Here is a 19,109-nt window from a genome sequence, read left to right on the forward strand (position 1 = left end):
TTCATGAAAGCTTCACCCTCGCTGTTGCTGGCCGCGTTGCTGTCCGCTCCGCTGCTGGCCCAGGCCGCCGAACCCGAGCAGTGCCGAACGGTAAGGTTCTCCGATGTCGGCTGGACCGACATCACCGTGACCACCGCGGTGACCAGCGTCGTGCTCGAAGCCCTGGGCTACAAGACCCACACCACGATGATCTCGGTACCGGTGACCTACAAGTCGCTGGCCGCCGGCAAGGACCTCGACGTGTTCCTCGGCAACTGGATGCCGACCATGGAGAACGACATCAAGCAGTACCGCGACGCCGGCACCGTCGAGACGCTGCGCGCCAACCTGGAGAACGCCAAGTACACCCTGGCGGTGCCCCAGGCGCTGTACGACAAAGGCCTCAAGGATTTCGCCGACATCGTCAAGTTCAAGAGCGAACTGGGCGGCAAGATCTATGGCATCGAGCCGGGCAACGACGGCAACCGCACCATCCAGAACATGATCGACCAGAACGCCTTCGGCCTGAAGGACGCCGGTTTCAAGCTGGTGCAGTCCAGCGAGGCCGGCATGCTGTCGCAGGTCGACCGGGCACAGAAGCGCGGTGATGCCGTGGTGTTCCTCGGCTGGGAACCGCACCCGATGAACAAGCGCTTCAAGATGCAGTACCTCTCCGGCGGCGACGATTTCTTCGGCCCCGAGTACGGCAAGGCGACGGTGCTGACCAATACCCGCAAGGGCTACGCGCAAGAATGCAGCAACGTTGGCCAGTTGCTGAAGAACCTGTCGTTCACCTTGGACATGGAAAGCACGCTGATGGGCAACGTCCTGGACGACAAGATGAAACCCGAGGCGGCCGCCAAGGCGTGGCTGAAGAACAACCCGCAAGTGCTCGACACCTGGCTGGCCGGGGTGACGACCGTGGACGGCGAACCGGGGCTGGAGGCGGTAAAGGCCAAGCTGACGCAGTAGCAGTAATGGATGCAATAGCAGTAGGCACTACCTCGGGGCAGGACCGTGCCCGCCCCGGACTGATTTCAATCTTTGCAGGTGGAAGCTCGCTATCATGCTTATCGAACAGAAAATACCCCTGGGACAGTACATCGCGTCGTTCGTCGAATGGCTGACCCAGAACGGCGCAGATTACTTCGACGCCATCGCCCAAGGCCTGGAGTTCATGATCCATGGCGTCACCAGTGCCCTGACCTGGTTCAACCCCTACGTTCTCATCGCCCTGTTCGCCGCCCTGGCGCACCTGATCCAGCGCAAATGGGCCCTCACCGCGTTCGTTGCCTTCTCGTTCCTGCTGATCTTCAACCTGGGCTACTGGCAGGAAACCATGGAGACCCTGGCGCAGGTGACCTTCGCCACCGTGGTCTGCGTGGCCATCGGCGTGCCGCTGGGCATCCTCGCGGCGCACAAGCCGTGGTTCTACACCGGCATGCGGCCGATCCTCGACCTGATGCAGACGGTGCCCACCTTCGTCTACCTGATCCCGACCCTGACCCTGTTCGGCCTGGGCGTGGTACCGGGGCTGATCTCCACGGTGGTGTTCGCCATCGCCGCGCCGATCCGCCTGACCTACCTGGGGATCTGCGACGTACCCCAGGAGCTGATGGACGCCGGCAAGGCCTTCGGCTGCTCCCGGCGCCAGTTGCTGACCCGCATCGAACTGCCACACGCGATGCCGAGCATCGCCGCTGGCGTCACCCAGTGCATCATGCTGTCGCTGTCGATGGTGGTGATCGCCGCCCTGGTGGGCGCGGACGGCCTGGGCAAACCCGTGGTCAACGCACTGAACACCGCCGATATCTCGCTGGGCTTCGAAGCGGGCCTGGCGATCGTACTGCTGGCGATCATGCTCGACCGTATCTGCAAGCAACCGGAGCTGCCGGCAAGGGGTGAAGCATGAGCATCATTCGTTTCGAAGACGTCGACGTCATCTTCTCCAACAAGCCTCGCGAGGCCCTCGCCCTGCTCGACCAAGGCCAGACCCGCGAGCAGATCCTCAAGAAGACCGGCCTGGTGGTCGGTGTGGAAAAGGCCAACCTGGACATCGACAAGGGCGAGATCTGCGTGCTCATGGGCCTGTCCGGCTCAGGCAAGTCGAGCCTGCTGCGTTGCATCAACGGCCTGAACACCGTCAGCCGTGGCAAGTTGTTCGTCGAGCATGAAGGCAACCATATCGACATCGCCCACTGCACCCCGGCCGAGCTGAAGATGATGCGCACCAAGCGCATCGCCATGGTGTTCCAGAAGTTCGCCCTGATGCCCTGGCTGACCGTGCGCGAGAACATCAGCTTTGGCCTGGAGATGCAGGGGCGCCCGGAAAAGGAACGGCGCAAGCTGGTGGACGAGAAGCTCGAGCTGGTGGGCCTGACCCAGTGGCGCAACAAGAAGCCCGACGAGCTCTCCGGCGGCATGCAGCAGCGCGTGGGCCTGGCCCGGGCGCTGGCCATGGATGCCGACATCCTGCTGATGGACGAACCCTTCTCGGCCCTCGACCCGCTGATCCGTCAGGGTCTGCAGGACGAGCTGCTGGAGCTGCAGCGCAAGCTGAGCAAGACCATCGTGTTCGTCAGCCACGACCTGGACGAGGCACTCAAGCTGGGCAGCCGCATCGCCATCATGAAGGACGGCCGCATCATCCAGTACAGCAAGCCCGAAGACATCGTCCTGAACCCGGCGGACGACTACGTGCGCACCTTCGTTGCCCACACCAACCCGCTCAACGTGCTGTGCGGGCGCAGCCTGATGCGCACCCTGGACAAGTGCAAGCGGATCAACGGTTCGGTGTGCCTGGACCCGGGCGTGGACTCCTGGCTCGACCTGGGCGAAGGCGGTTCGATCAAACGTGCCCGCCAGGGCCAGAATGGCCTGGACCTACAGAACTGGGCGCCAGGGCAGGATGTGGAGACGCTGGCGCGCAAGCCGACCCTGGTGAGTGCCGACATCGGCATGCGCGAAGCCCTGCAGATCCGCTACCAGACCGGTAACAAGCTGGTGCTGCAAGAGAACGACAAGGTGGTGGGGATTCTTGGCGACAGCGAGCTGTATCACGCGTTGCTGGGCAAGAATCTCGGCTGATCGTGAACCCTGGGGCTGCTTTGCAGCCCCAGGGTTCAAAGCCCCACGCGCAGAATCAGCGAACGACGATTCCCCGCGCCGCCATGTAGGCCTTGGCCTCGGGCACGGTGTACTCGCCGAAGTGGAAGATGCTTGCCGCCAGCACCGCGCTGGCATGCCCTTCCAGGATCCCGTCAGCCAGGTGCTGCAGGTTGCCCACGCCGCCCGAGGCGATCACCGGGATGCCCACGGCATCGCTGATGGCGCGGGTCACGCCCAGGTCGAAGCCGCTCTTCATGCCATCCTGATCCATGCTGGTGAGCAGGATCTCGCCCGCCCCCAGGCCTTCCATCTTCTTCGCCCAGACCACCGCATCCAGGCCGGTCGGCTTGCGCCCGCCGTGGGTGAAGATCTCCCAGCGCGGCGTCTCGTCGGGGCCGCTGACCTTCTTGGCGTCGATGGCGACGACGATGCACTGGGAGCCGAAGCGCTCGGCCGCCTCGCCGACGAACTCGGGGTTGAACACCGCGGCGGTATTGATCGAGACCTTGTCGGCACCGGCGTTGAGCAGGTTGCGGATGTCCTGCACGGTACGCACGCCACCGCCCACGGTCAGCGGGATGAACACCTGGCTGGCCATGCGCTCGACGGTATGCAGCGTGGTGTCTCGGCCATCGACGCTGGCGGTGATGTCGAGGAAGGTGATCTCGTCGGCACCCTGCTCGTCGTAGCGCCGGGCGATCTCCACCGGGTCGCCGGCATCGCGGATGTTCTCGAACTTGACGCCCTTGACCACCCGGCCGTTGTCCACGTCCAGGCAAGGGATGATGCGTTTAGCTAAAGCCATGGGGGACTCCTGGGGAGCAGCTGCAAGCTTCAAGCGGCAAGAGAAAGGCCGGACCGCGTACTGCCTTTATCTTGCCGCTTGCAGCTTGCCGCTCCTGTCAATAGTTGTCGCAGAAGGCCTGGGCCTCGGCGACGTCGAGGGTGCCTTCGTAGATGGCACGGCCGGTGATAGCGCCGATGATGCCCGGCGCCTTGGCGTCCAGCAGGGCCTTGATGTCGCCCAGGTTGTGGATGCCGCCCGAGGCGATCACCGGGATCGACGTGGCTTCGGCCAGGGCCTTGGTGAAGGGCACGTTGCAGCCCTGCATCATGCCGTCCTTGGCGATGTCGGTGTAGACGATCGCCGAGACGCCATCGGCCTCGAAACGCTTGGCCAGGTCGATGACCTGCACCGAGCTGACCTCGGCCCAGCCGTCGGTGGCGACGAAACCGTCCTTGGCGTCCAGGCCGACGATGACCTTGCCCGGGAAGGCCTTGCACGCTTCGGCGACGAACGCTGGCTGCTTGACCGCCTTGGTACCGATGATCACGTAGCTGACGCCGGCCTTGACGTAGTGCTCGATGGTTTCCAGCGAGCGGATGCCGCCGCCGATCTGGATCGGCAGCTGTGGGTAGCGCTTGGCGATGGCGGTGACCACCTCGCCATTGACCGGCTGGCCTTCGAAGGCGCCATTGAGGTCGACCAGGTGCAGGCGACGGCAGCCCCCCTCGACCCATTTGGCGGCCATGCTCACCGGGTCGTCGGAGAATACGGTGGAGTCTTCCATGCGACCTTGGCGCAAGCGTACGCAGGCACCATCCTTGAGATCGATAGCGGGGATAATCAGCATGCTCTTTCCTTCATCAATTCAAGCGGCAAGCGGCAAGCCACAAGCTGCAAGCAATGCGCGGTGGTTGTTCGATAGGCGATCAGGCTTTAGCTTGCGGCTTTCAGCTTTTTTCCAACGCCCATAGGTCGCTTTCGATGCTCTCGAACCGCTCCTTGAGGTGCAGCTGAACATCGGCAATCGCCCTGTTGTAGTAATGGGGTGCAATTTCCTTGCTGAACAGTTCGAGAACCTCGGCCACTTCGAATGAGCCCAGTTGCAGCTCGAAGCGGTCCTCCAGGAACCGCTTCAAGGTGTCGAGGGCCTCGCGCTCCTGCTCGGGGGCCAGGGTGAGGACCGGCGCCTTGGTCCGCGACCTGCTCATCTACCAGCGCCCGTCCCAGGCGATGAAGTTCTGCAGCAACTGCAGGCCATGGGTATGGCTCTTCTCCGGGTGGAACTGCACGGCGAAGCGCGGGCCATCGGCCAGCGCCGCCGCGAAGTCGACGCCGTAGTGGCCGCGGCCGACCACCTGGCCCGGCTTGCCGGCATTGATGTAGTAGCTGTGCACGAAGTAGAAACGGGCCCGGTCGGGGATATCGTGCCACAGGGGGTGGTCGATGGCCTGGCTGACCTCGTTCCAGCCCATGTGCGGCACCTTCAGGTGCTCGCCGTCTTCCTGCAGGCCTTTGCCGAAGAAGCGCACCTGGCCGGGGAACAGGCCGATGCAATCGACGCCGTCGTTCTCCTCGCTGTGCTCGAGCAGCGCCTGCATGCCGACGCAGATGCCGAGGAATGGACGGTCCTGGCTGACCTCGCGGACCAGACCATCGAAGCCCAGGCGACGGATTTCGGCCATGCAGTCACGGATCGCGCCGACGCCGGGGAACACCACCCGGTCGGCCTCGCGGATCACCGCGGCGTCGCTGGTGATCAGCACCTTGCCGGCGCCGACATGCTCCAGGGCCTTGGCCACCGAGTGCAGGTTGCCCATGCCATAGTCGATAACGGCGACTGTCTGCATTACAGGCATCCCTTGGTCGAAGGCATCTGCCCGGCCATGCGCTCGTCCAGCTCGACGGCCATGCGCAGGGCGCGGCCGAAGGCCTTGAACACCGTCTCGATCTGGTGGTGGGTGTTGTGGCCACGCAGGTTGTCGATGTGCAGGGTCACCAGGGCGTGGTTGACAAAGCCCTGGAAGAACTCCTGGAACAGGTCGACGTCGAAGCCACCGACGCTGGCACGGGTGTACGGCACATGCATCTGCAGCCCCGGGCGGCCGGAGAAGTCGATGACCACGCGCGACAGCGCTTCGTCCAGCGGCACGTAGGCATGGCCGTAGCGGCGGATGCCCTTCTTGTCGCCGATGGCCTTGGCGAAGGCCTGGCCGAGGGTGATGCCGACGTCTTCCACGGTGTGGTGGTCGTCGATATGCAGGTCGCCCTTGCACTCGATGTCCAGGTCGATCAGCCCATGCCGGGCGATCTGGTCGAGCATGTGTTCAAGGAAAGGCACACCGATATCGAATCGGGCCTTGCCACTGCCATCGAGGTTGATCGAGGCCTTTACCTGGGTTTCCAGGGTATTGCGCTCGACGGAAGCCTTACGTTCGACCATCACCAGCTCCGCAAAATCATTGGGCGAAAAGGCTGCCATTATAGGCCCAGAACGCGCCGGCTTGGAACGCGGATGACATATGGCAGCGCCAGGCCATTTTTGCGCCCGCCGCCCCGTCCAAGGAACTGCGGTAGTGGATGAGGTCAAACCTGTACTGGCCAAACCATCGGCGCCTTCTTCAACATTCGTAAGAAATGCCCTGTATCGCTTGTCTGATACGCAGGAGCCATCGCCGCGGCGCTATACTTTGCCGCTTGAATTTCAAAATCGGACTACAAGGACTCGCCCATGAAAGCGTTCGGCAAAATCCTGGGGCTGGGGCTTCTCGGGTTGCTGCTGATCATCGTGGCGCTGGGCTTCGCCCTGACCCACCTCTTCGATCCCAACGACTATAAAGACGAGATTCGCCAGCTGGCCCGCGACAAGGCCCACGTCGAGCTGACCCTCAACGGTGAAATCGGCTGGAGCCTGTTCCCGTGGCTGGGCCTGGAGCTGCATGACGCCAGCGTCGCCACGCTGAACAACCCCAAGGCGCCGTTCGCCGACCTGCAGATGCTCGGCCTGTCGGTGCGCGTACTGCCCCTGCTGCGCCGCGAAGTGCAGATGAGCGACGTGCGCGTCGAGGGCCTGAACCTGACGTTGACCCGCGACGAACAGGGCCACGGCAACTGGGAAGACATCGGCAAGCCCCTGCCCGAGCAGAGCGCCAGCAGCGGCGCCAAGCCCGCCGAGCCCACCGCCAGCGAGCCCCCGGCCAGCCAGCAAGGTGCCAACGAGCGCCAGGTCAAGTTGGACATCGACAGCCTGACCGTGAACAACGCCCGGGTGCAGTACACCGATGCCCGCAGCGGCCAGAGCTTCAGCGCCGAAAGCATCCAGCTGAGCACCGGCGCGGTGCGCGAGGGCGTGAACATCCCGCTCAAGGCCAGCGCCTTCCTGAGCGCCAGCCAACCGAACCTCAAGGCCCGCACCGAGCTGACCGGCGAACTGCGCTTCGACCGTCGGCTCAAGCGCTACAACTTCGAGGACATGCGCCTTTCCGGCGAGACCTCGGGCGAGCCGCTGGCCGGCAAGACCATGACCTTCGCCGCCCAGGGCCAGTTGCTGGTCGACCTGGCAGCCAACGTCGCCTCGTGGAACGGCCTGAAGCTGTCGGCCAACCAGCTGCGCGCCCTGGGCGAACTGAACCTGCGCGACTTGGACAAGACCCCGCAACTGAGCGGTGGCCTGTCCGTGGCCCAGTTCGACCTGCGCACCTTCCTCGACAGCATCGGCCACCCGCTGCCGGCCACCGCCGACCCGGCCGCGTTCGGCAAGCTGGAGCTGGTCAGCCGCCTGCAGGGCAACCCGAACAGCCTGGCCCTGGAAGACCTGGCGGTGAAACTGGACGACAGCACCTTCAGCGGCCGCGTGGCCGTCGAAGACGTCGCCAAGCAGGCCTTGCGCCTGCGCCTGAAAGCCGACAAGTTCGACGCCGATCGCTACTTCCCGGCCAAGAGCGAGGAGGCCAAGGGCGCCACGGCCGCCCGCCAGGCCGAGGTCAAGCAGCAGGAAGCCCGCGCGGTGACTGGCACCACCCCGCTACCCAACGCCCCGACCCAGGTGGCCTGGAGCAACGACAAGCTGCTGCCGGTGGACCGCCTGCGCGCACTCGACCTGCAGGCCGACCTGTCGTTCGGCGCCCTGACGCTGGACAAGCTGCCGATCGCCGACGCCCAGCTCAAGGCCAGCGGCCAGGGCGGCCTGGTGACCCTCCAGACCCTGCGCGGCAGCCTGTACAACGGCAGCTTCGAGGCCAAGGGCACCGTCGATGTACGCCCGGCCGTACCACAGATCGGCGTCAACACGAAGATCACTCGCGTGCCGGTGGAGCACTTCATCAAGCGCGAAAGCCCGGACCAGGCCCCGCCGGTCAAGGGCCTGCTGACCCTCTCCAGCGACCTGACCGCCACCGGCAACAGCCAGAAGGCCCTGGTCGATACCCTCAACGGCAAAGCCAGCTTCACCATCAACGATGGCGTGCTGGTCAACGCCAACCTGGAACAGCAACTGTGCCAGGCCATCGCCACCCTCAACCGCAAGACGCTCAGCGGCGAGCCGCGCGGCAAGGACACGCCCTTCCAGGAACTGCGCGGCAGCCTGGTGATACGCAACGGCGTGGCCAGCAACCCAGACCTGAAGGCGCGCATCCCCGGCCTGGCCGTCAACGGCCATGGTGACGTCGACCTGCGCGTGCTGGGCATGGACTACAACATCGGCGTGATCGTCGAAGGCGACCAGCGCGCCATGCCTGACCCGGCCTGCCAGGTCAACGAGCGCTACGTTGGCGTCGAACTGCCGCTGCGCTGTCGCGGCCCGCTGGAGCTGGGTGCCAAGGCCTGCCGCCTGGACCAGGACGGCCTGGGCAAGGTCGCCGCCAAGCTGGCCGGCAATCGCCTGAAGGAGAAACTGGATGACAAGCTCGACGAAAAGCTCGGTGACAAGGTGAGCCCGGAAGTCAAAGAGGCACTCAAGGGGCTGTTCAAACGATGAGTCCCGAGCAGTTCTCCAGCGCCGTGCTGGACTGGTACGACCAGCACGGCCGCCACGACCTGCCCTGGCAACAGGGCATCACCCCCTACCGTGTCTGGGTCTCGGAAATCATGCTGCAGCAGACCCAGGTCAGCACCGTACTCAACTATTTCGACCGTTTCATGCAGGCCCTGCCCACAGTACGGGCCCTGGCCGAGGCGCCAGAGGACGAGGTACTGCACCTGTGGACGGGCCTGGGCTACTACACCCGCGCACGCAACCTGCAGAAGGCGGCGAAGATCGTGGTCGAAAAGCACGGCGGCGAATTCCCGCGCAGCGTCGAGCAGCTCACCGAGCTGCCCGGCATCGGCCGCTCCACCGCTGGCGCCATCGCCAGCATCAGCATGGGCATTCGTGCACCGATCCTCGACGGCAACGTCAAGCGCGTGCTGGCCCGCTATACCGCCCAGGCCGGCTACCCGGGCGAGCCGAAGGTGGCCAATGCCCTGTGGGCCAATGCCGAGCGCTTCACGCCGATGACCCGGGTCAACCACTACACCCAGGCGATGATGGACCTGGGGGCGACGCTGTGCACCCGCAGCAAGCCCAGTTGCCTGATCTGCCCGCTGCAGCAAGGTTGCCAGGCGCACCTGCTCGGCCAGGAAACCCACTACCCCGAGCCCAAGCCGCGCAAGGCCCTGCCCCAGCGCCGCACGCTGATGCCGATCCTGGCCAACCAGCAAGGCGCCATCCTGCTCTACCGCCGCCCCTCCAGCGGCCTGTGGGGTGGCCTGTGGAGCCTGCCGGAGCTGGACAGCCTGGAGCAGCTCGACGACCTGGCCTACCAGCATGGCCTGCGCATGACCGCCAGCCACGCCCTGGAAGGCCTGACCCACACCTTCAGCCATTTCCAACTGGCCATCGAGCCCTGGCTGGTGCGCGTCGACCCGGCCGGCTCGCACGTGGCCGAGCCCGACTGGCTCTGGTATAACCTGGCCACCCCGCCGCGCCTGGGCCTGGCTGCCCCGGTCAAGAAACTGCTCAAACGCGCGGCCGACGAATTGATTGCAGGAGAGCCCCGATGACCCGCACCGTGATGTGCCGCAAGTACAAAGAAGAACTGCCCGGCCTTGAGCGCCCGCCCTACCCCGGCGCCAAGGGCCAGGACATCTTCGACAACATCTCAAGGCAGGCCTGGGACGAATGGCAGAAGCACCAGACCATGCTGATCAACGAAAAGCGCCTGAACATGATGAACGCCGAAGACCGCAAGTTCCTCCAGGCGGAGATGGACAAGTTCTTCTCCGGCGAAGACTACGCCAAGGCCGAAGGCTACGTTCCCCCCAGCGAATGAGCCTCGGAAACGTAAGCGACGGAATTAATTTAAAAAATTTTCAAAAAGTCGTTGACGTGATCCTGAAAAACCCTTTTAATGCGCCCCGTTGCCCAGATAGCTCAGTCGGTAGAGCAGGGGATTGAAAATCCCCGTGTCGGCGGTTCGATTCCGTCTCTGGGCACCAAATACCGAAACCCTGGATCGAAAGATCCAGGGTTTTTTTATGCCTGTCAGTCGGTGCAAGCGCCCTCTGCACGACACATGATGCGTGAGCTGGCTTGCCAGCGATGGGGCGCGAAGCGGCCCCTGGCCCGGACGATCAGCCCAGCATTGACCGACATCAAAAAGCCATCAATCAGCGAGTCCTAGCATATCGGGTGGACACTCGAATCGACCCGAAGGGACTTCCATGAGCGACGACTCCACGCCCCTGCTCTCCCCCACGCCCGCCCAGGACGCCAGCCCAGGCATCGCCTCGATCCCTCGCCGCCGCCCCTCACACCCGCGCAAGCCCGCCGCCAGGATCAAGCCCGAGACGACCATCAGCGCCATCAGCCAGCAGCCCGCCGCCCTGGAAGTGGCCACCGCCCGCCACGGCAGCAGCGAGGACAGCACCTCGGCGCGCCTGCCGGCCAACTACCCATACCGCACCCGCCTGCGCCGCCAGGACTACGAGAAGGCCAAGCACAACCTGCAGATCGAGCTGCTCAAGGTGCAGAGCTGGGTGAAGGAAACCGGCCAGCGCGTGGTCATCCTCTTCGAGGGCCGCGACGCGGCGGGCAAGGGCGGCACGATCAAGCGCTTCATGGAACACCTGAACCCGCGTGGCGCGCGGATCGTCGCCCTGGAAAAGCCCTCCGAGCAGGAAAAGGGCCAGTGGTACTTCCAGCGCTACATCCAGCACCTGCCCACGGCTGGCGAAATGGTGTTCTTCGACCGCTCCTGGTACAACCGCGCCGGCGTCGAGCGGGTGATGGACTTCTGCACGCCGCTGCAGTACCTGGAGTTCATGCGCCAAGCCCCGGAGCTGGAGCGCATGCTGTGCAACAGCGGCATCCTGCTGTTCAAGTACTGGTTCTCGGTGAACCGCGAGGAGCAACTGCGCCGCTTCATCTCCCGCCGCGACGACCCGCTCAAGCACTGGAAGCTCTCGCCCATCGACATCAAGTCGCTGGACAGGTGGGAGGACTACACCGCGGCCAAGGAGGCCATGTTCTTCCACACCGACACCGCCGACGCGCCCTGGACGGTGATCAAGTCCGACGACAAGAAGCGCGCGCGGATCAACTGCATCCGCCACTTCCTGCATTCGCTGGACTATCCGGGCAAGGACCACAGCGTGGCCCATGCACCCGACCCACTGCTAGTGGGGCGGGCTTCGCGGGGGTTCGAGGAGGATGAGCCGGCACCGCAGGCCAGTTGAACCCCCGGTCTGCTGCGCAGCCCTTTCGCGACACAAGGCCGCTCTCACAGGCTCGCCGCTGCTCTTGAGAGTAGCGCGCTCCCTGTGGGAGCTGGCTTGCCAGCGATGGGCCGCACAGCGGCCCCAATCGGCCAACGCTTGGGTTTCTTCGGCAACTACGCTTCAATACGCGCATTTTCCAGACACCCCCAAGGATCTACCCCATGGCCTCCAACACCAAGCAACAGAAACGCGCCAAGCGCGCCGCCGCCAAGGCCAAGCAGAACCGCATGGTGCGCAGCGGCCAGGCGGTCAAGGCCAGCACCGGCGAGAGCGCCAGCGTCGAGCAGGTGTTCACCAAGGCCATGGACTCGGGCAGCTACAACAGCCCGTTCGACAAGATGAAAGAAGCCCAGGAGAACGGCCTGGTGCCGATGATCTCGGTATTCCTGGTCGACCCGCTGCTGGCGCTGGTACTCAAGGGCCACAAGGAAGAGCACGCCACCGACTACATCGTCATGGTCTTCACCGCCTACCGCAAATGGCTCGACGGCACCGACGAAGACACCACCATGGCCTGGCTGGAAAGCGATGAGTTCCAAGAAGCCTATGTGGCAGCCTCCGAAGCGGTGGCCAAGCAGCAGCAACAGCAGAAGCAGTTCGGCTGAAATCCTATCGCCGGCGAGCCCCAGGAGGTCTGGGCCGATCAAGAACGATGGGGGTTGCAGAGGCCCTGCGGGAGCGGCCTTGCGTCGCGACAGGACCATAAAGCGGTCCCAATGAAAAGGCCGCGCCCTGCACAGGACGCGGCCTTTTCATTCACAGCAGCCCACCTCAGTTGTCCAAGGCCACCTGCCCGGCCGCCTGGCCTTCGGCCTTGCGCTTGCGATGCACCAGCAAGCCAGCCGCGACCACGCCAATGCTCAGCAGCGCAGTGGCGATGATCTCGGCGCGATGATCCTCACGCAAGGCCATCACCGCCAGCACGGCGACGATGAAGGCGATGGCCGCCCAGGTCAGCCCCGGGAACAGCCACATCCTGAAGGCGATCGTCTCGCCACGGGCCTCACGCTGGCTGCGCATGCGCAGCTGCGACACGGCGATCACCAAGTACACCAGCAAGGCGATGGCGCCGGAGCTGGCCAGCAGGAACTCGAACACCGCCGCCGGGGCGACGAAGTTGGCGAACACGGTCAGGAAGGCCGCGGCAGTGGACAGCAGCACCGCCCAGTGCGGGGTGCCGGCCTTGGTGGTGCGCTGGGCCAGGGCCGGGGCGTCGCCGCGCTTGCTCAGGGAGAACAGCATGCGCGAGGAGGTGTACAGCGCCGAGTTCAGGCAGCTGGTCACGGCGATCAGCACGACGATGTCGACGATCAGCTTGGCGTTGGGCACGCCGATCCGGCTCAGCACGGTCTGGTAGGAGCCGGTCTCGGCCAGGGCCGGATCGTTCCACGGCACCAGGGCCACGACCAGGAAGATCGACACCAGGTAGAACAGGCAGATACGCCAGATCACCGAGTTGGTGGCGCGGGTGATCTGCTTGCCCGGGTCCTTCGACTCCGCCGCCGCGATGGTGACGATCTCGGTCCCCATGAACGAGAACATGGTCGTCAGCATGGCCGCCAGCACGGCGCCCAGGCCATTGGGCATGAAGCCCTGGGTATCGAACAGGTGGCTGGCGCCGCTGACCTGGCTACCTGGCGCCAGGCCGAACATGGCCACGCAACCGACCACGATGAAGCCGATGATCGCCAGCACCTTGAGCAGGGCGAACCAGAATTCGAACTCGCCGTAGTTCTTCACGCTGAACAGGTTGGTGCCGGTCAGCACCAGGGTGATGACCAAGGAGAAGGCCCACAGGTCCACGGCAGGGAACCAGGCGTGCAGGATGGCCGCCGCGGCGTTGGCCTCCAGCGGGATCACCAGGACCCAGAACCACCAGTACAGCCAGCCGATGGTGAAACCGGCCCAGCGCCCGATGGCGCGGTCGGCGTAGGTGGAGAAGGAACCGGTGTCCGGCGAGGCGATGGCCATTTCGCCGAGCATGCGCATCACCAGCACCACCAGGGTACCGGCGGCAGCATAGGCGAGCAGCACGGCCGGGCCGGCCAGGGCGATGGCGTGGCCGGAGCCGACGAACAGGCCGGCGCCGATCACGCCAGCGATGGACAGCATGGTCACATGCCGTTGCTTGAGCCCCTGAGCGAGGTCATTGGAATTGTGCTTACCGCTCATAAAACTACCTTTGTAAGGAGTGGACCGTCCGAACGTGATAGCAAGCGCGCCCTGGGGTCGATCCAGGCACCGCTGCATTCGGCCCTCTCCTGCTGGCAATAAGCGAGCCACCCGGCCAGGACACTCGTCCGGAAACTCCCCAACCCCCGAGTAGCACCGCCTTGCGGGGCATTCAGCCAGCCCTTGACCGAAAGGCCATCATTGCCCCATGCCAAGCCTGGATTACTGAAATACTCACTTACAAACGCACCAAAGGTGCTCCTCGGTAACACCAGCGCACGAAAATGCTGCATGAAAAAGTACAACCCAGCAGCGCAACCTGACCAAGACATAACGCGCGGGAAAGCGCCACCCGGCCAAAAACGGCTTCCCAGGCACGTCCAAAGCTGGCACCATCGCGCCTTTTTTCATCAAGGCTCCGGTGCTGGGCGAAGGCGCCCGCGGACATCCTCGCGACAGTCCGCTGCAACGATGCGACAAACTGTCCCGCCAGCGACCCGAGCCCCTTGCGACCTGGTTGGCTGTCATTCCGCCGCTATGCTAGCTTGGCGCTCGCCAGGAAGGCCGCCAACAGCTGGGAACGCACCCGAACACATGAGGACCGCACATGGCCCAGGCCACGCCCGCGCTGGAAATCCGCAACCTGCACAAACGCTACGGCGACCAGGAAATTCTCAAGGGCATTTCGCTGACCGCCCGCGACGGTGACGTGATCTCGATCCTCGGCTCGTCCGGTTCCGGCAAGTCCACCCTGCTGCGCTGCATCAACCTGCTGGAGAACCCGCACCAGGGCGAGATCTTCGTCGCCGGCGAGGCGCTCAAGCTCAAGGCGACGAGGAACGGCGACCTGATCGCTGCCGACAATCGCCAGATCAACCGCCTGCGCAGCGAGATCGGCTTCGTCTTCCAGAACTTCAACCTCTGGCCGCACATGTCGATCCTCGACAACATCATCGAGGCGCCGCGCCGCGTCCTCGGCCAGAGCAAGGCCGAGGCCATCGAGCACGCCGAGGCGCTGCTCAACAAGGTCGGCATCTACGACAAGCGTCATGCCTACCCCGCCCAGCTTTCCGGTGGCCAGCAGCAGCGCGCCGCCATTGCCCGTACCCTGGCCATGAAGCCCAAGGTCATCCTGTTCGACGAGCCGACCTCGGCCCTCGATCCGGAAATGGTCCAGGAAGTGCTTAACGTTATCCGTGCGCTCGCCGAAGAAGGCCGTACCATGCTGCTGGTGACGCACGAGATGAACTTTGCCCGCCAGGTGTCCAGCGAAGTGGTCTTCCTGCACCAGGGCCTGGTCGAAGAGCAAGGAACGCCGCAGCAGGTCTTCGAAAACCCGAACTCGGCGCGTTGCAAGCAATTCATGTCCAGCCACCGCTAACGGAGCAACACATGCAAACCTATAAGAAATTCCTCCTGGCCGCCGCCGCCACCCTGGTCTTCTCGGCCAACGCCATGGCCGCGGAAAAACTGCGCATGGGTATCGAAGCGGCCTACCCGCCGTTCAACAACAAGGACGCCAGCGGCAACGTGGTCGGCTTCGACAAGGACATCGGCGACGCCCTGTGCGCCAAGATGAAGGTCGAGTGCTCGGTCGTCACCTCCGACTGGGACGGCATCATCCCGGCCTTGAACGCCAAGAAGTTCGACTTCCTGGTGTCCTCGCTGTCGATCACCGAGGAGCGCAAGCAGGCCGTCGACTTCACCGACCCGTACTACTCCAACAAACTGCAGTTCATCGCGCCGAAGAACGTCGACTTCAAGACCGACAAGGCCTCGCTCAAGGGCAAGGTGATCGGCACCCAGCGCGCCACCCTGGCCGGTACCTGGCTCGAGGACAACTACGGCGACGACGTCGACATCAAGCTCTACGACACCCAGGAAAACGCCTACCTGGACCTGGTTTCCGGGCGCATCGACGGCATCCTGGCCGACAAGTACGTGCAGTACGAGTGGCTCAAGAGCAAGGACGGCCAGAACTTCGAGTTCAAGGGCGAGCCTGTGGTAGACAGCGACAAGATCGGCATCGCCGTGCGCAAGGGTGACCCCCTGCGCGAGAAGCTCAATGCCGCACTGCAAGAAATCAAAGCCGACGGTACGTACAAGAAGATCAACGACAAGTACTTCCCGTTCAGCATCGAATGATACGCCCCGACCGGCACCGCCTCGCGCGGTGTCGGTCCCTTGAACGCACCTGCCCATGAATATCGACCTGCACGGATTCGGTCCGGCCCTGGCGGCCGGCACCCTGATGACCGTAAAACTGGCGCTTTGCGCCCTGCTGCTGGGGCTGGTCCTGGGCCTGCTCGGCGCCTTGGCCAAGACCTCCTCGATCAAACCGCTGCAATGGCTCGGCAGCACCTACTCGACCCTGGTGCGCGGCGTGCCCGAACTGCTCTGGGTCCTGCTGATCTACTTCGGCACCGTCAGCCTGATGAACCGCATCGGCGAAGCCCTCAACATACCGGGGCTGGAACTCAATGCCTTCGCCGCCGGCGTGATCGCCCTCGGCCTGTGCTTCGGCGCCTATGCCACGGAGGTATTCCGTGGCGCCATCCTGGCGATCCCCAAGGGCCACCGTGAGGCCGGCCTGGCCTTGGGCCTGTCCAAGGGGCGCATCCTGTCGCGGATCATCCTGCCGCAGATGTGGCGCATCGCCCTGCCTGGCCTGGGCAACCTGTTCATGATCCTGATGAAGGACACCGCACTGGTTTCGGTGATCGGCCTGGAAGAAATCATGCGTCATTCGCAGATCGCCGTGACCGTGAGCAAGGAGCCGTTCACCTTCTATATGGTCGCTGCCTGCATCTACCTGAGCCTGACCATCGTCGCCATGGTTGGCATGCACTTCATGGAAAAACGCGCCGCTCGCGGCTTCGTGAGGGCCGAGCAATGAACTGGGAAGTCATCATCAAGTGGCTGCCACGCCTGGCCCAGGGCGCGACCCTGACCCTGGAGCTGGTGGCCATCGCGGTCATCGCCGGGCTGATCCTGGCCATCCCGCTGGGCGTTGCCCGTGCCTCGCGCCACTGGTACGTGCGCGCCCTGCCCTACGGCTACATCTTCTTCTTCCGCGGCACCCCGCTGCTGGTGCAGCTGTTCCTGGTGTACTACGGCCTGGCCCAGTTCGATGCGGTGCGCAGCAGCGCCCTGTGGCCCTACCTGCGCGACCCGTTCTGGTGCACCGTGCTGACCATGACCCTGCACACCGCCGCCTACATCGCCGAGATCCTGCGCGGCGCGCTGCAGGCCATCCCCAAGGGCGAGATCGAGGCGGCGCGCGCCCTGGGCATGTCGCGGAGCAAGACACTGTTCTACATCATGCTGCCACGGGCCGCGCGCATCGGCCTGCCGGCCTACAGCAACGAAGTGATCCTGATGCTCAAGGCCAGTGCCCTGGCCAGTACCGTGACCCTGCTGGAACTGACCGGCATGGCCCGGACCATCATCGCCCGTACCTACCTGCCGGTGGAGATCTTCTTCGCGGCCGGGGTGTTCTACCTGTTGATCTCCTTCGTCCTGGTGCAGTGCTTCAAGCTGCTCGAGCGCTGGTTGCGCGTCGACGCCTGCCAAGGGCGATGAACGCTTCGCGGGCAAGCCCGCTCCCACAGGCCACGCTGCCCTTGAGATCGCTGTGGGAGCGCGCCGGACCGGTCGGAAAGGGGCGCACAGCGCCCCCGAAAGGCGCTGCCCGCTAACTGACCGCCCTCGACCCTCGCCCCCGAACACGCCGCAACACCGCCATCCATAATGCAACCATGAGCAAGATCCCCTTCCTCCATGGCGACCAGCTCGCCGAGCGCTTCCACGCACTCGACCGCTTTCTCGCCCAGCACCAGCAGCTCTGGCGCCCCCGCCCGTTCACCCAGCTACGCATGGCCTGGGAAACGGACCACCCCGAGCTCTCGACCTGGCTGCGCCAGCGCTCCCTGGAGGAAGCCGAGGCAGCCCAGCAGCACCTCGATCAGCTCCCTGCCCCCGCCCCTTATCCACAGCTCGCCCAGCAGGCCAGGCAACTGTCCACGGTCGGCGAACTGCCAGACGCCGGCCTCCCCCCGGCCGGCCATCGCCTCGATGCCAACGTCCCCGGCCGCAAATGGCAACAGATCGAAGCCTTCAGCCGCCGCCTGAGCTTTCGCGAGCACACGCACCATTGGCTGGACTGGTGCTCGGGCAAAGGCCACCTGGGTCGGCGTGTATTGCAAGCAGGGCAGCGCCTGACCTGCCTGGAACACGATGCCGAGCTGGTCGCTGCCGGCCAGGCGTTGAGCGATCGCCACCGGCTACCCGCGACCCACGTACGACAGGATGTGCTCGCCGAAGACAGCGCCCGCCACCTGGGCGGCGACAGGAGCGTGGTCGCCCTGCACGCCTGCGGAGACCTGCACGTACGCCTGCTGCAACTGGCCAGCCAGCAGGGCTGCCACCAGATGGCGGTAGCCCCCTGTTGCTACAACCGCATCCAAGGCACGCACTACCAAGCGTTATCCGCAGCTGCGCAGGCTTCGAACCTGCAGCTCTCGCTGGACGACCTGGGCCTGCCCTTGAGCGAAACCGTCACCGCCGGCACCCGGGTACGCCGCCAGCGCGATGAGTCCATGGCCCGACGCCTGGGTTTCGACCTGCTGCAACGCCAGCAGCGCCAGCGCGACGAATACCTGCCCACACCCTCGCTACCGGTCGCCTGGCTGGCGAAGCCCTTCGCCCAGTACTGCCGCGACCTGGCCGCGCTCAAGGCGCTGGAGATCACCGGCGAGCCGGACTGGGCGGCTTTGGAAGCGGCAGGCCAACGACGCCTGGCCGAAGTGCGCAACCTGGAGCTGGTGCGCAACCTGTTCCGTCGTCCGCTGGAGCTCTGGCTGGTACTGGATCGCGCCCTGTTCCTCCAGGAACAAGGCTACGCCGTGCGCCTGGGCGTGTTCTGCGACTACCACCTGACACCACGCAACCTGCTGTTGCTGGCCGAACGCGGCGGATAGCCGCACATGCTTGACAGCCTGTGGATAACTCTGTGAACAAGCTTGTGATGAAAATCACGAAATCTTGGATCCAAACGCTATTTCAGCCGCTCGGCTTATTCCACCCACCGCTCGAAAACCAAGGAAAACAGGCCTTTGCGCAAAGACCGACGGCAGTGTCGATCGGCATGCTTTTCGCGCAAGCCCGGCATGCCGCTTGTGCATAAGCGTGCCAGGCAGGCGCGCTGGATGCCGTTTTCCGGGCCCGAGCCATACCTATGGATACTCGCCATCGCCCAGCGCGTATGGCATCAATTGCATGGCCTGCGACACCCCTCCAGCGCCTCCCGACG

At 64.6% G+C, this 19,109-nt stretch carries 19 protein-coding genes and 1 tRNA gene; 14 read left to right on the forward strand and 6 right to left on the reverse strand.

The features are described from left to right. The first annotated feature begins 3 nt into the window (after positions 1–3). The 3 genes from ACDI39_RS15255 (at position 4) to choV (ending at position 3,066) form a co-directional block, all read left to right on the forward strand. Positions 4–951 (forward strand): choline ABC transporter substrate-binding protein, encoded by a 948-nt coding sequence (locus ACDI39_RS15255; protein WP_225786546.1) that lies wholly within the window; start codon positions 4–6, stop codon positions 949–951. A 94-nt stretch (positions 952–1,045) separates the two neighbouring features. Then, complete coding sequence (gene choW, locus ACDI39_RS15260; RefSeq protein WP_262923779.1) at positions 1,046–1,891, forward strand: choline ABC transporter permease subunit; 846 nt, start codon at positions 1,046–1,048, stop codon at positions 1,889–1,891. Further along, a complete protein-coding gene (gene choV / locus ACDI39_RS15265) occupies positions 1,888–3,066 on the forward strand; it encodes a choline ABC transporter ATP-binding protein (protein WP_225786547.1) in 1,179 nt (392 codons plus the stop codon). The genes choW and choV overlap by 4 nt, the downstream gene beginning before the upstream one ends. 55 nt (positions 3,067–3,121) lie before the next feature. Here the strand turns inward: choV and hisF are convergent, their stop codons facing one another. From hisF to hisB, 5 genes are all read right to left on the reverse strand, one after another. Beyond that, entirely contained in the window at positions 3,122–3,892 is a 771-nt protein-coding gene (gene hisF / locus ACDI39_RS15270; RefSeq protein WP_253104810.1) for an imidazole glycerol phosphate synthase subunit HisF, read from the reverse strand. Between the two features lie 97 nt (positions 3,893–3,989). Then, entirely contained in the window at positions 3,990–4,721 is a 732-nt protein-coding gene (gene hisA / locus ACDI39_RS15275) for a 1-(5-phosphoribosyl)-5-[(5-phosphoribosylamino)methylideneamino]imidazole-4-carboxamide isomerase (protein ID WP_253081642.1), read from the reverse strand. A 100-nt stretch (positions 4,722–4,821) separates the two neighbouring features. After that, positions 4,822–5,082, reverse strand: a complete 261-nt coding sequence (locus ACDI39_RS15280) for a DUF2164 domain-containing protein (RefSeq protein WP_225786550.1) — start codon at positions 5,080–5,082, stop codon at positions 4,822–4,824. After that, on the reverse strand, positions 5,083–5,721 hold the full coding sequence (hisH, locus tag ACDI39_RS15285; protein ID WP_225786551.1) for an imidazole glycerol phosphate synthase subunit HisH: 639 nt from the start codon (positions 5,719–5,721) through the stop codon (positions 5,083–5,085). After that, positions 5,721–6,314: an imidazoleglycerol-phosphate dehydratase HisB gene (gene hisB / locus ACDI39_RS15290; RefSeq protein ID WP_225786552.1), complete on the reverse strand. Its 594-nt coding sequence runs from the start codon at positions 6,312–6,314 to the stop codon at positions 5,721–5,723. The genes hisH and hisB overlap by 1 nt, the downstream gene beginning before the upstream one ends. A gap of 288 nt (positions 6,315–6,602) precedes the next feature. Between hisB and ACDI39_RS15295 the strand changes: the two genes are divergently transcribed. From ACDI39_RS15295 to ACDI39_RS15320, 6 genes are all read left to right on the forward strand, one after another. Beyond that, complete coding sequence (locus ACDI39_RS15295; RefSeq protein ID WP_225786553.1) at positions 6,603–8,846, forward strand: AsmA family protein; 2,244 nt, start codon at positions 6,603–6,605, stop codon at positions 8,844–8,846. Next, positions 8,843–9,910 (forward strand): A/G-specific adenine glycosylase, encoded by a 1,068-nt coding sequence (mutY, locus tag ACDI39_RS15300; protein WP_253090699.1) that lies wholly within the window; start codon positions 8,843–8,845, stop codon positions 9,908–9,910. Before ACDI39_RS15295 ends, mutY begins: the two co-directional genes overlap by 4 nt. Further along, entirely contained in the window at positions 9,907–10,179 is a 273-nt protein-coding gene (locus ACDI39_RS15305; RefSeq protein WP_225786555.1) for an oxidative damage protection protein, read from the forward strand. The genes mutY and ACDI39_RS15305 overlap by 4 nt, the downstream gene beginning before the upstream one ends. Positions 10,180–10,269: 90 nt before the next feature. After that, positions 10,270–10,345, forward strand: a tRNA-Phe gene (locus ACDI39_RS15310). Positions 10,346–10,570: 225 nt separating this feature from the next. After that, positions 10,571–11,584, forward strand: a complete 1,014-nt coding sequence (gene ppk2, locus ACDI39_RS15315; RefSeq protein WP_253167833.1) for a polyphosphate kinase 2 — start codon at positions 10,571–10,573, stop codon at positions 11,582–11,584. Positions 11,585–11,787: 203 nt separating this feature from the next. Beyond that, positions 11,788–12,231: a hypothetical protein gene (locus ACDI39_RS15320; protein WP_486536897.1), complete on the forward strand. Its 444-nt coding sequence runs from the start codon at positions 11,788–11,790 to the stop codon at positions 12,229–12,231. 166 nt (positions 12,232–12,397) lie between these two features. Here ACDI39_RS15320 and gabP read toward each other — a convergent pair whose 3' ends face one another. Further along, positions 12,398–13,798: a GABA permease gene (gene gabP / locus ACDI39_RS15325; RefSeq protein ID WP_225786558.1), complete on the reverse strand. Its 1,401-nt coding sequence runs from the start codon at positions 13,796–13,798 to the stop codon at positions 12,398–12,400. A 607-nt stretch (positions 13,799–14,405) separates the two neighbouring features. Between gabP and ACDI39_RS15330 the strand changes: the two genes are divergently transcribed. From ACDI39_RS15330 to ACDI39_RS15350, 5 genes are all read left to right on the forward strand, one after another. Next, positions 14,406–15,179 carry an ABC transporter ATP-binding protein gene (locus tag ACDI39_RS15330; protein WP_225786559.1) on the forward strand — a complete coding sequence of 258 codons (774 nt, stop codon included), beginning with the start codon at positions 14,406–14,408 and terminating at the stop codon, positions 15,177–15,179. Between the two features lie 11 nt (positions 15,180–15,190). Then, positions 15,191–15,943, forward strand: coding sequence for an ABC transporter substrate-binding protein (locus ACDI39_RS15335; protein ID WP_225786560.1), 753 nt, complete (start codon positions 15,191–15,193; stop codon positions 15,941–15,943). A gap of 55 nt (positions 15,944–15,998) precedes the next feature. Continuing rightward, positions 15,999–16,694 carry an ABC transporter permease gene (locus ACDI39_RS15340; protein ID WP_225786561.1) on the forward strand — a complete coding sequence of 232 codons (696 nt, stop codon included), beginning with the start codon at positions 15,999–16,001 and terminating at the stop codon, positions 16,692–16,694. Continuing rightward, a complete protein-coding gene (locus tag ACDI39_RS15345) occupies positions 16,691–17,380 on the forward strand; it encodes an ABC transporter permease (protein WP_225786562.1) in 690 nt (229 codons plus the stop codon). Before ACDI39_RS15340 ends, ACDI39_RS15345 begins: the two co-directional genes overlap by 4 nt. Positions 17,381–17,556: 176 nt before the next feature. Next, positions 17,557–18,777 carry a methyltransferase gene (locus tag ACDI39_RS15350; RefSeq protein WP_410045237.1) on the forward strand — a complete coding sequence of 407 codons (1,221 nt, stop codon included), beginning with the start codon at positions 17,557–17,559 and terminating at the stop codon, positions 18,775–18,777. Positions 18,778–19,109 lie beyond the last annotated feature (332 nt).

It is taken from the genome of Pseudomonas sp. Tun-23181 (genome assembly GCF_057415455.1).